Here is a 12,495-nt window from a genome sequence, read left to right on the forward strand (position 1 = left end):
CCGAAGGATGTTCCCTTTTTCTATGGCGGTCTTAGGCTAGTAATCTGGCGGGTCATAGCTATGGCCACCCCTACTCCACAAGTGAAGTAGACAATTTACCGATCTCCTGTAATTTCCCATTCAATTCCTTAATCGAATGATTCTGTTCGTAAAGAGAATTAGATATATTTTCAATCATAGCAGAATTCTCTTCAGAAGTTGCAACAATTGTTTCTAATTCACCTTGAATAATATCGAAAGAAGTCTTTACCTTCTCAATAGCAGTATATTCTTTCTGCACCAGGGTATTGGATTCCTTTGAGGAAGAATCTATTTCATGGAAGAAAGCTATTAATTTAGAAACTTCTGTCATCCCTAAATTTACTGATTCTGATCCAGAGCCTATCTTTGTTGATACATCTATTGTCGTATCTGAAAGATTATTTAAGATATCCTGAATATTTGAAGAAGCAGTGCTGCTTTGATTTGCTAAATTACGTATTTCATCCGCAACAACAGCAAAGCCTTTTCCATGTTCTCCTGCCCTTGCTGCTTCAATTGATGCATTCAAAGATAAAAGATTGGTTTGTTCAGCTATTGATGCAATTTCCTCTAATATAACATTAATTTGTCCCATTTGCTTTAAGAGATATTCAGTAGCTGTTTTTGCAGAAGTCACCGTCGATTCTACATCTTCCATAGAATTCTTCAGATTCTTAATGCCGCTATTTCCTTCGCTCACAGAGCGGATGACTTTAGAAAAACTCTCATCCAGTTGATGTGCATATTTATAATTTTTATCTATTTGCTTATTGGCATAAACAAACTTATCATTTATTAAAATTGTAGCCTGGGTTGATTCTTCCACGACGTGGTTCATCTGGCTGGAAGATTCAGAGATGGAATCTGATAAAGCCGCAATATCTGCAATGGAATTCTCACTAACTAATATAGCATCATGGAGATTTTTTACTGTATTTTGAATTTTTTCTGATGTAGCAGCCAATTCCTCATGCTGACTTTGAACTTTATCTAAGGCTTCTTCACTGTTATGTAATAAAGTTTCTCCACGTTTCGTTGCAACATATAGCATAACTGCCATGGCGGCATAAATAAATAATCCAATAATAATACCTCCCATATCATAATCTTGTCCACCTAAGTAGGCAGGATTTATAAATAGGGCAATAACGCAGGCAATGAGATAAATAGCAGAGTAGAAGATAATAATAGCTGATTTAAAATACAGGGTAGCCATTGCCAGAATTAAAAAACTAACAATAAAAGTTCTATTGGAACCTCCCAATAATATTGAAGAAAGAAGTATTGCCATTCCTATTATGGTTATGATACTTGATCCTTTGATTGTATCATTGATTTTTGTAAACAGAAGGATAGTCGAAATAATCGAAGCAGAAAACATAGATGCTCCAATGATTATGGAATTGTAATTAAACCCTCGGACACCAAGAGTGATACAAAGTAGTAACACAGAACAAATCCATGTTGTTATAACGTTTATTAAATGTATCTTTTTCATTAATTTTTAGTCCCTCCCTTAAGCAATATGTATAATTATAGCATTCCAGCAAGAAAATTGGAATAATATATTAAAAAAAAGATAATATTGGTAAGTTCTGCAATAAAACTAAAATTGCAGGGATTTATCAATATATGAGAAGTGACTTCCCTGTGGATGAGGATTTAGTAATATAAAAGACTTTATTTACTATATATTTAGACAGGATATACTATGGATAATTGAAATAAAATCTTGCTTTTAGGCAGATATGATGTTATATAATATTATTATCCGGGTAATTGGGAACCCTTTTCTGTGTTGGAACAATCATAACCACAGTCAGGAGTTTGGAAAATGCCTGAATATTATCATGAGAAAGAAGTGAGCAGATGTCCCATAATAAAAAAGGATTCATACAGGAATTCAAGACTTTTGCAATGAGAGGTAATGTAATTGATCTTGCAGTTGGTGTGATTATAGGCGCAGCTTTTCAAAAAATAGTAACGTCTTTCGTGAATGACTTAATCATGCCAATTATTGGGCTGATTACCGGCGGGGAAAATTTTAATGAACAATTTTTGATCTTAAAGATTCCTGAGAATGTTGACAGAACTGCAGTAACATCAATTGATATAGCACAGAAATTAGGAGTAACAACATTTAATTATGGTTCATTTATTGGTACAATCATTGATTTCCTTATTGTAGCTTTTGTAATTTTTATCATGGTAAAGGGAATAAATAAGATGACTTTAAGTAGTAAAAAGGAAGAAGTTGCAGAAGCTCAGGGAACTAAAAAATGCCCATTCTGTCAGAGCGAAATAGCAGCAAAGGCAAATCGATGCCCTTATTGTACATCGAATATTGAGTAATAATTTTAATTGGAGGAAAAATTATGAGGATATTAGCAGAAGATACAATCGGTTTAATCATTGACTATCAAGACCGGATTATACCGGTTATGGATAAAAGAGAAGAGCTGATCTATAATACCATTAAATTAATCAAGGGACTTAAAACTTTACAAATTCCATTAGTCGTATCCCAGCAATATACAAAGGGACTTGGTGACACTATAGAATCAATCAAAGATGCACTTAGTGAAGAGTGTTCATATTATGATAAATTAACATTTAGTTGTCTGGATAATACAGAGATCTCTGATCAAATTAAAAGTTATAATAAAAAGAATATAGTTGTATGTGGAATTGAGGCACATGTTTGTGTTCTGCAAACAGTAATCGATCTTGTAGCGGCAGGTTATAATGTGATCATAGTTGAAGATTGTATAACTTCCAGAAAGATTCATGATAAAGAGATCGCCCTGAAAAGATTTGCCGGGGAAGGAGTAATTTTTGCAACCTATGAATCCATTTTATTTGAATTAACAAGAGAAGCTGGGAATGAAACGTTTAAGGCAATTTCAAAAATAATAAAATAGAACGAGCTTCAGGTATGGTATCACTGTACCTGAAGCTTTTATAAAAAAAATTTTTATTTATGGCAATCAACTTGACAAGGATAGTATTATTGTATACAATCTAAGAAATTATATATTTAAACATAAAAAAAGAATAATAATACGTAATAATCATGTTAAGGAGAATGAAATATGGAAAATCGTAGAGTTTTTAAGAATTTGCACAATAATTTACTAGAGTTAGAGGAACATATGTATCCTCTTGCAGATGTGGAAAAACCAAATGTATTCCGGAATCTGTTCCCATATGATGAAGTGCCAAAAATTGCATTTAATGATAGAATTGTACCTCATAATTTTCCAGATGAAATTTGGATTACAGATACAACTTTTCGTGATGGACAACAATCCAGAGAGCCATACACCACAGAACAGATTGTAACAATATATGATTATTTACATAAATTAGGCGGACCTAAAGGACTTATAAGGCAAAGTGAATTTTTCTTATATAGTAAAAAGGACAGGGATGCCGTATATAAATGTATGGAAAGAGGATATGAATTTCCGGAAGTCACCTCCTGGATCCGTGCAAGTAAAAAAGATTTCGAATTAGTAAAAGAAATAGGTATGAAAGAAACGGGAATTCTGGTAAGCTGCTCTGACTATCATATTTTCTACAAGATGAAAATGACAAGAAGAGAGGCAATGAACCATTATCTGAGTGTTGTCCGTGAATGTCTGGAAACAGGTGTTGCACCAAGATGCCATCTTGAAGATATTACCCGCTCAGATATTTATGGATTTGTAATTCCATTTTGTTTAGAATTAATGAAATTAGGGGATGAATATGGCATGCCTGTTAAGATCAGGGCATGTGATACTATGGGATACGGGGTCAACTTCGCCGGAGCAGTAATACCACGTTCTGTACAGGGAATCATATATGGACTTATTACTCATGCCGGTGTACCATCGGAAATGTTAGAATGGCATGGACATAATGATTTCTATAAAGCCGTATCTAATTCCACCACTGCATGGCTCTATGGTGCCTCTGCAGTAAACTGTTCTTTATTCGGTATCGGAGAAAGAACAGGAAACACTCCTCTGGAAGCTATGGTCTTTGAATATGCACAATTAAAAGGTACATTAGATGGAATGGATACTACTGTAATAACTGAATTAGCAGATTATTTTAAAGACGAAATAGGATATAAACTTCCGTCGAGAACTCCATTTGTTGGAAAGAACTTTAATGTTACCCGTGCAGGAATACATGCTGACGGACTACTTAAAAATGAAGAGATCTATAATATCTTTGATACGGAAAAATTCTTAAACCGTCCGGTATTAGTAGCAGTATCAAATACTTCAGGACTTGCAGGAATTGCACACTGGATCAATACTTATTTCAAATTAAAAGATGAAAAAGCGGTGGATAAGAATAGTCCAGTGGTATACAGAGTAAAAGAATGGGTTGATAAAGAATATGAAGGCGGACGTGTGACGGTAATTACAGATAAAGAATTAATTGAAATAATTCAAAGAGCGTGCGATGAACTTGAAATTTCTTTATGGTAAAAGATTTTAATAGCTTATCCTATGGAAATAGATGTATGTTTATGATAAACTATCTTATGAATAGAAAAATCAATCATTACAGTAAGGAGAATAAGAATGAACAAGCAGAATATTGAAGCAGCAAAAGAGAAATTCGGCAAATTATTAGAAGAGCAGCTTGCCAGGGTTGAAGCTATGAAAGCACAAGGTGATTTTATTGATTATACAAAATTAGATAAAATTATCATCGGTGTATGTGGTGGAGATGGAATCGGTCCGGCTATCACAGGTCAGGCCCAGAGAGTTCTTGAATATTTATTGAAAAAGGAAGTAGATTCAGGAAAAGTTGAATTTAGAGTAATTGATGGATTGACAATTGAAAGAAGAGCAGCAGAAATGGCTGCAATTCCTCCTGCAGTTCTTAATGAGCTTAAAGAATGCCATGTTATTCTTAAAGGGCCTACTACAACTCCAAGAAAAGGTGATGAATGGCCTAATGTAGAGAGTGCTAATGTAGCAATGAGAAAAGAGCTTGATTTATTTGCCAATGTCAGACCTGTCCGAATTCCGGAACAAGGAATTGACTGGACCTTCTTTAGAGAGAATACAGAAGGTGCATATGCAGTCGGCAGTAAAGGTGTTCATGTGGATGAAAATCTTGGAGTTGACTTTACTGTTGTTACGACCCAGGGTTGTGAAAGAATTATCCGTGCAGCATTTGAGTTTGCCAAATCAAATGGTAAAAAGAGGGTTACTGCTGTAACGAAAGCCAATATTATTAAAACAACAGATGGTAAATTCCTGGATACCTTTAAAGAAATTGGGAAAGAATATCCGGATATTATTGCCGATGATTGGTATATTGACATTATGACAGCTAAATTAGTGGATGAGAAGAGAAGAAGAGACTTTGAAGTTCTGGTTCTTCCAAACTTATATGGTGATATTCTTACAGATGAAGCCGCTGAATTCCAGGGTGGTGTTGGGACTGCAGGTAGTGCGAATCTGGGTAAGAGATATTCTATGTTTGAAGCAATTCATGGTTCAGCACCACGTATGGTGACGGAAGGCAGAGACATTTATGCAGATCCTTGCAGTGTAATTCGTGCCGGTGCGATGTTACTTGCACATATTGGACACAATGAGGAAGCTGACAAATTATATAAAGCACTCGATATTTGTACTATAACGGAGAAGAAATTAGTTATTACAGGCAGGGATACAGGTGCAACAAGTGCTGCATTTGCTGACTATATTATGGAAACTATCGAGAATATGAACTAGGAGGATTATCCTTGGAAAGTTTCGATGTAGGAAAAGAAGTCACAGATAAATATTCCCTTAGGGGGCGTGTGTTTAATAAGATTCGTGAGGATATTCTATCAGGTAAATATCATCAGAACGAAGAGTTAAAAGAGACTTCAATAGGTAATGAATTAGGAGTCAGCCGCACCCCTGTGAGAGAAGCATTAAGACAACTTGAATTAGAAGGCCTGGTTAATATCATCCCCAACAAAGGTGCATATGTTACCGGGATATCAACGAAGGATATCCAGGACATTTATATGATCCGTTCCTATTTAGAGGGATTATGTGCAAGATGGGCTTGTGAACATATTACTAAGCACCAGTTAGAAGAGTTGGAGGAAATCATATATTTATCTGAGTTCCACGTAAAAAAGGAGCACCGTGATCAACTCTTAGAATTAGATAATCGATTTCATGAAATCTTGTATGAAGCGTCTAACAGCAAAATATTAGATCATGTATTATCGGACTTTCATCATTATGTGCAAAGAGTTCGAAAGGTTACGCTTTCTTCAATGGAGAGAGCGATAAACTCTAATGCAGAGCATATGGCAATTGTAGAAGCATTAAAGCAGAAAGATCAGGACAGAGCTGAATTTTTAGCACATGAACATATGATGAATACCATAAAGAATATAAGCGAAAAAGGTTTAGAGAACATCATTAGTATATTACCGGACAATAAAGATAATATTTCATAGTGTATCATTGAAAGTAAGGGCGTATTACAAAATCAACTTTTTAGAGTTAGGACGTAATGCGCTCTTTTTTTATTTCTTTTCATATATTAAAATAAATCTTAAATTATATCTGGGAGTTATTTAAGAATGAATGAAGAAGAAAGAAGAAAAATAATCAGTGGTGATTATGCAGATGGCATTGTGGAATATGCTATCAGCTCAGAAGAATTTGCAAGATATGCAGGGGAAACCATTAATTATATCAACGATAAATATGCGGTGATCTATGCTCCTCGTATACGGGTACCTGACAGACTAATTGGTTCCGTTGCTTATTCAGTCATACCAAAGCTGTATTCTTTGTTAGATACCTCCAGTCTTGAACAAATGGGCGTAATAAAACTCCAGAGAATACCTTATTTATCTCTCCAGGGGAATGGAGTATTATTAGGATTCATTGATACGGGAATAGATTATACAAATCCTTTGTTCCAGTATGGGGACAAAACTACCAGAATTGTCTCTTTATGGGACCAGACAATAGAAAATATGCAGGCTTCCCCCGATATCTTCTATTATGGTACGGAATATTCCAGGGAGCAGATCAATCTTGCCCTTAGAAATGAAAATCCATTTGATATCGTTCCAAGTACGGATGATTTAGGACATGGAACAACTTTAGCAGGGCTTGCAGGCGGAATGCCAAATGAATCGAGAGAATTTTCAGGAGTGGCCCCATTATCGGAATATGTTATTGTAAAATTAAAAAGGGCTAAAGCAGATTTGAAAAATTATTTTGGTGTACCTGATGATGCAATTTGCTATGCGGAAAGCGATATTATGTTTGGACTTGCATATTTAGTAAATACAGCCAGAAAAATGAACCGCCCCATTGCCATATGTATTGGATTAGGAAGTAATCAGGGCAGCCATGAGGGATTGGGTCCCTTAAATGATCTCATATCGACGTATTCGAATCAGGCGGGTATTGCCATTGTCATTGCTGCTGGTAATGAAGGCAATGCCAGGCATCATTTTTATGGAGAAATTAATAATGCAATCGGCTATACACTGGTAGAATTGAAGGTTGGGGCAGATCAAGGGGATTTTTCCATGGAATTGTGGGGGAATATTCCCGGCACCTATTCTATTGACATCATATCGCCCTCAGGAGAATATATCTCCCGTATCCCTGCCAAGATAGGTGAATTTAGAAATATAAGTTTTATTTTTGAATTAACCACTATATATGTTGATTATGTTATTGTGGAAGCTCAGACTGGTGATGAACTGATTCTGATTCGTTTTAGAAATCCGGCTCCAGGGATATGGAAATTCCGGGTCTATGGATCAAAGATCACTTCTGGATTCCATATATGGCTGCCTGTGCGGGGATTTATTTCAGAAGAAACCGTATTTCTGTTTCCAAATCAATATACCACAATAACGGAACCGGGAAATAACGTGTATGCCATTACAGCCACAGCATATAATCCTAAAGATCAAAGTCTTTATATTAATGCAAGCAGAGGCTACACCCGGTACGACATAATTAGTCCTGATCTGGCGGCACCCGGTGTGGATATCTATTCTCCTTTACCGGATGGGAAATATGGATCAGCCTCAGGTACCAGTACTGCTGCCGCATTGATCACAGGTGTTACCGCTATGGTGCTGGAATGGGGAATTGTAAACGGAAATGACCGATCCATGGATACTTATCAGATTAAAAAGTATTTAATCCGTGGAGTGTCCAGAAATCCATCTTTAAAATATCCCAATCGGGAGTGGGGATATGGAATGGTCAATATTTATGGTACTTTTGAAAGTTTAAGTGGAGAATAAGAATCAAGACAGTGGAAATTATAGGGGTGTTGCAAAACAGGTCAGGTTTTGCCTCACCTCTTTTAAAAAGGTTTTGTATGGAATATACAAATAACTTTGCTATTAGTTCATTTTTTAAGACAATTGTACTAAAAATTAGGTTTCTTCAAAATTATATTTGGATTAAGATAATGGTACAAACAAAAACGAAGGGGGATTCAAAAAATGAAAAAAATTATATCAATTTGTTTGGTACTATGTATGTTACTTAGCTTGGCTGCCTGCGGTAAATCCGAAACCAAAAAAGAGGCAGCGAAGAGTGAAACAACAGAGGCAAAAGGTGAAACGGATACCTCGAAAGAGGAGACAAAAGCTGATGCGGCAGCATCCGGTTCTTTAGTAATTTATTGCCCTCATCCTTTAGAATTTATTAATCCGCTGGTAAGTGAATTTGAATCACAGTCAGGTATTAAAGTAGAAGTAATTGCAGCGGGTACTGGCGAACTTTTAAAAAGAGTGGAGTCAGAACAAGAGAATCCATTAGGCGATATCTTCTGGGGCGGTTCCTTATCAACGATGAAACCTCAAATGAATCTTTTTGAATCATATCAATCCGTGAATGAAGAATATATTCAGGATGGCATGAAGAATGTAGAAGGACCACTTACCAGATTTACTGACATTCCAAGTGTATTGATGATAAACACAGATTTAATTGGAGACATTGAAGTGAATGGTTATGAAGATTTATTAAATCCTGCATTGAAAGGGAAAATTGCACATGCAGATCCTTCCAAATCATCATCTTCTTATGAACATCTTATTAATATGCTTTATGCAATGGGAAAAGGCGACCCGGATGGGGGATGGGATTATGTTGGAAAGTTATGTGAGAATCTTGACGGTAAATTATTAAGTGGCTCTTCTGCAGTATACAAAGGTGTTGCGGATGGTGAATATGTAGTTGGACTTACTTTTGAAGAAGGTGGAGCAAAGTATGTTGCCGATGGAGCACCGGTTAAATTAGTCTATATGGAAGAAGGGGTTATCTCTAAACCGGATGGTGTTTACATTATTAAGAACGCCAAAAATATGGATAATGCTAAAAAATTCATTGATTTCATTACAGGGAAAGATGCACAGACTATTATTGTGGAACAGTTAAATCGTCGTTCCGTTAGGACCGATGTACCTGCGCCGGGTTATTTATTACAAAAGGATGAAATGAATATTATTTATGATGATGAAGAATTAGTAGTTGAAAAGAAAGAAGAATGGTTAGAAAAATTCAACGATATCTTTACAAGCTACTAATATAAATATCACTAATAATATTAAGGCTGACATAGACAAACAGATTAAGGATAAAGCTCACAACTCTGTTGTGGGCTTCTTCTTTCAACGAATCCCTGAATAAAGGAGAAATATTATGAGTAATTCAATTAATATTGAGAATGTTGTGAAGAGATATGGGGCTGTGACCATCATCCCAGATCTTTCAGTTCAAATTAAAAATGGAGAATTCTTTACACTATTAGGACCATCTGGCTGTGGTAAAACAACTTTACTGCGTATGATTGCAGGATTCAATAGTATTGAAGGCGGACAGATAAAATTTGATGAAAAAGTGATTAATGACATTTCTGCACATAAAAGGAATATAGGTATGGTATTTCAAAATTATGCAATTTTTCCGCATTTAACGGTAAGGCAGAATGTTGAATACGGGCTAAAATTAAGAAAAATGAATAAGGTCCAAATGAAAGAAAAAGTGGACCATATGTTGGAAGTAGTAAAAATCAGGGATTATCAGGACCGGCTTCCAGAGAGGTTATCCGGTGGACAGCAGCAAAGAGTGGCTCTTGCCAGAGCAATCGTAATTCACCCAAGTGTACTTTTGATGGATGAGCCACTTTCCAATCTGGATGCCAAATTAAGGATTGAGATGAGAAGCGCTATTCGGGATATTCAGAAACAGGTAGGAATCACTACGGTATATGTAACACATGATCAGGAAGAAGCCCTTGCAATTTCAGATCGAATTGCGGTTATGAACGAAGGTATCATTCAGCAAATAGGAACACCAGAATCAATTTATACCCGCCCCAATAATGTTTTTGTTTCGACTTTCATCGGTCACTCTAATCTATTCCTGGCCATTGTACATAAAGATAATCAGGGAAAATTTATAGAGTTTAAAGATGGCTATAAACTTTATATGGATCATTTAAAAGATGAATGTGTGGAAGGAATGGAAGTCCTTGTTTCAGTACGTCCTGAAGAATTCTTAGCAGGTAATGAGGGATTAAAGGTAAAGATAAAGAACCGGACTTTTCTTGGAAAACATACAAACTACGAACTTGAACTTAATACTTCTATGATAATGGAAGGTCAGGCATCCATTGAATATTCACAAGATCTAGGCCAATCAAACAGAATCTATGAAGTGGGTGAAACAATAATATTAAAACCAAATGTTCTTAAGATTAACGTTTTTACTCAGGATGGCAAGAAAAGCTTAATAAAGGATGTGATATAAAATGAATAAAAAGAGACACTTTAAACTGGATTTTTGGTCGATCATTACTTTGATCATTGTAATTGTTTTTGCGATTTTTTTAGTGTATCCTTTATTCTCCTTATTTTTAAGTGGATTTAAAGATCCGGGTACGCAAAATTTTACTTTGAATAATTTCCTTAAATTCTTTCAGAAAAAATATTATTATCGCACTCTGGGCCACAGCTTTCTTGTAACAACCTGTACCACATTATTGGCAGTGGCTATTGGAGCCCCCCTGGCATATCTGACGACAGTTTATAAAGTAAAGTGCAAAGGTCTTATAGATATTTTGATCATTATATCCATGCTATCCCCACCTTTCATCGGGGCATATTCGTGGATAATCCTTGGAGGGCGAAGCGGTGTTATTACTAAGTTCTTTGCCAGTGTGTTCGGTATTGAAACTCCGTCCATCTATGGTTTTGGGGGTATCTTACTTGTGTTAACATTAAAACTGTATCCATATATCTATTTATATACGACAGGTGCTTTAAAGAAAGTAGACTCCTCTTTAAGCGAAGCTGCAGAGAGTCTTGGATGCAATCCTATAAGAAAAGTAACAACAGTAATATTACCATTGATCACACCGACTATATTGGCTGGATCATTATTAGTATTTATGAATGCGTTGGCTGATTTTGGTACCCCTATGTTAATTGGGGAAGGATATACTGTAATGCCGGTTCTAATCTACAATGAGTTTATTAGTGAAATGGGAGGTCAAGCCAATTTTGCAGCAGCCCTTGCTGTTATACTGGTTATTATCACAGGATTTATGTTCTTAGGCCAGAAATATGTTGTTAATAAAAAATCATTTACAATGAGTTCACTCAGGCCAATCCAGGCAAAACAATTACATGGAGGAAAGAATCTGCTATTACACATACCAATCTATTTCATTGTATTCTTATCCATTATACCTCAGGCAATCGTATTCTACACTTCTTTTAAAGCAACGAATGGTGCAATGTTTACGGACGGTTTTTCTCTCGAAAGTTATAAATCGATTTTTCATAATTTAGGAAAACCTATTTTGAATACATATAAGTTTGGTTTCACTGCAATTATTATAATTGTACTTTTAGCAATGTTCATTGCCTATATTACTACGAGAAAAAAAAGCCCCCTTACAGGTATGATTGATTCAATGACTATGTTTCCATATATCATTCCAGGCTCAGTATTAGGTATTACGCTGCTGCTGGCATTTAATAAAAAGCCGTTGTTATTAAGCGGTACTGCTGTTATCATAATAGTAGCTTTTGTAGTAAGACGTCTGCCTTATACATTAAGATCCAGTGCAGCCATATTGTATCAAATAAGTCCAAGTATGGAAGAAGCAGCGATCAGCCTTGGTGATTCTCCCTTAAAAACATTTTTTAAGGTAACAGCAATTATGATGCTGCCGGGAGTTTTATCTGGTGCAATTCTAAGCTGGATTACCATAATTAATGAATTGAGTGCATCCGTTATCCTTTATACAGGTGATACAAGGACAATGTCAGTTTCCATATATACAGAAGTTATCAGGGCAAGTTATGGTACAGCGGCAGCTTTAGCAAGTATACTGACTCTGACTACGATAGCCTCATTACTGATATTCTTTAAGTTATCAGGGAAAAAAGAAATTAGTTTATAG

Annotated in this window: 10 protein-coding genes; 9 read left to right on the forward strand and 1 reads right to left on the reverse strand. The window is 35.7% G+C overall.

What is annotated here, in order from left to right:
- Window positions 1-70: 70 nt before the first annotated feature.
- The gene (locus tag EDD66_RS03695; protein ID WP_123608214.1) at window positions 71-1,519 is read right to left on the reverse strand and encodes a methyl-accepting chemotaxis protein; all 1,449 of its coding nucleotides are present in this window, start codon (window positions 1,517-1,519) and stop codon (window positions 71-73) included.
- A 371-nt stretch (window positions 1,520-1,890) separates the two neighbouring features.
- Here EDD66_RS03695 and mscL point away from each other — a divergent pair, with 371 nt between their 5' ends.
- The 9 genes from mscL to EDD66_RS03745 all read left to right on the forward strand — a co-directional run bounded on the left by mscL (window position 1,891) and on the right by EDD66_RS03745 (window position 12,495).
- Window positions 1,891-2,373, forward strand: a complete 483-nt coding sequence (gene mscL / locus EDD66_RS03700; protein ID WP_123608215.1) for a large conductance mechanosensitive channel protein MscL — start codon at window positions 1,891-1,893, stop codon at window positions 2,371-2,373.
- Between the two features lie 23 nt (window positions 2,374-2,396).
- A complete protein-coding gene (locus EDD66_RS03705) occupies window positions 2,397-2,942 on the forward strand; it encodes an isochorismatase family protein (protein WP_123608216.1) in 546 nt (181 codons plus the stop codon).
- Between the two features lie 171 nt (window positions 2,943-3,113).
- Complete coding sequence (locus EDD66_RS03710; protein WP_123608217.1) at window positions 3,114-4,505, forward strand: beta/alpha barrel domain-containing protein; 1,392 nt, start codon at window positions 3,114-3,116, stop codon at window positions 4,503-4,505.
- Window positions 4,506-4,601: 96 nt separating this feature from the next.
- On the forward strand, window positions 4,602-5,768 hold the full coding sequence (locus EDD66_RS03715) for an isocitrate/isopropylmalate family dehydrogenase (protein WP_123608218.1): 1,167 nt from the start codon (window positions 4,602-4,604) through the stop codon (window positions 5,766-5,768).
- 11 nt (window positions 5,769-5,779) lie between these two features.
- Window positions 5,780-6,493, forward strand: coding sequence for a GntR family transcriptional regulator (locus EDD66_RS03720; protein ID WP_123608219.1), 714 nt, complete (start codon window positions 5,780-5,782; stop codon window positions 6,491-6,493).
- A gap of 126 nt (window positions 6,494-6,619) precedes the next feature.
- The gene (locus tag EDD66_RS03725) at window positions 6,620-8,317 is read left to right on the forward strand and encodes a S8 family peptidase (protein WP_123608220.1); all 1,698 of its coding nucleotides are present in this window, start codon (window positions 6,620-6,622) and stop codon (window positions 8,315-8,317) included.
- Between the two features lie 204 nt (window positions 8,318-8,521).
- On the forward strand, window positions 8,522-9,610 hold the full coding sequence (locus EDD66_RS03735) for an ABC transporter substrate-binding protein (RefSeq protein ID WP_123608222.1): 1,089 nt from the start codon (window positions 8,522-8,524) through the stop codon (window positions 9,608-9,610).
- A 115-nt stretch (window positions 9,611-9,725) separates the two neighbouring features.
- On the forward strand, window positions 9,726-10,835 hold the full coding sequence (locus EDD66_RS03740) for an ABC transporter ATP-binding protein (RefSeq protein WP_123608223.1): 1,110 nt from the start codon (window positions 9,726-9,728) through the stop codon (window positions 10,833-10,835).
- Window position 10,836: 1 nt separating this feature from the next.
- Window positions 10,837-12,495, forward strand: a complete 1,659-nt coding sequence (locus tag EDD66_RS03745) for an ABC transporter permease (RefSeq protein WP_123608224.1) — start codon at window positions 10,837-10,839, stop codon at window positions 12,493-12,495.

The organism is Mobilisporobacter senegalensis, from assembly GCF_003752155.1.
Classification (GTDB): domain Bacteria; phylum Bacillota; class Clostridia; order Lachnospirales; family Lachnospiraceae; genus Mobilisporobacter; species Mobilisporobacter senegalensis.

Excerpts from the sequence above, each read along its gene's own strand:
- EDD66_RS03715 (WP_123608218.1), top strand. The coding sequence starts at position 4,602 with ATGAACAAGCAGAATATTGAAGCAGCAAAAGAGAAATTCGGCAAATTA.
- EDD66_RS03710 (WP_123608217.1), top strand. The coding sequence starts at position 3,114 with ATGGAAAATCGTAGAGTTTTTAAGAATTTGCACAATAATTTACTAGAG.
- EDD66_RS03695 (WP_123608214.1), bottom strand. The coding sequence starts at position 1,519 with ATGAAAAAGATACATTTAATAAACGTTATAACAACATGGATTTGTTCT.
- EDD66_RS03745 (WP_123608224.1), top strand. The coding sequence starts at position 10,837 with ATGAATAAAAAGAGACACTTTAAACTGGATTTTTGGTCGATCATTACT.
- EDD66_RS03725 (WP_123608220.1), top strand. The coding sequence starts at position 6,620 with ATGAATGAAGAAGAAAGAAGAAAAATAATCAGTGGTGATTATGCAGAT.
- mscL (WP_123608215.1), top strand. The coding sequence starts at position 1,891 with ATGTCCCATAATAAAAAAGGATTCATACAGGAATTCAAGACTTTTGCA.
- EDD66_RS03740 (WP_123608223.1), top strand. The coding sequence starts at position 9,726 with ATGAGTAATTCAATTAATATTGAGAATGTTGTGAAGAGATATGGGGCT.
- EDD66_RS03705 (WP_123608216.1), top strand. The coding sequence starts at position 2,397 with ATGAGGATATTAGCAGAAGATACAATCGGTTTAATCATTGACTATCAA.
- EDD66_RS03735 (WP_123608222.1), top strand. The coding sequence starts at position 8,522 with ATGAAAAAAATTATATCAATTTGTTTGGTACTATGTATGTTACTTAGC.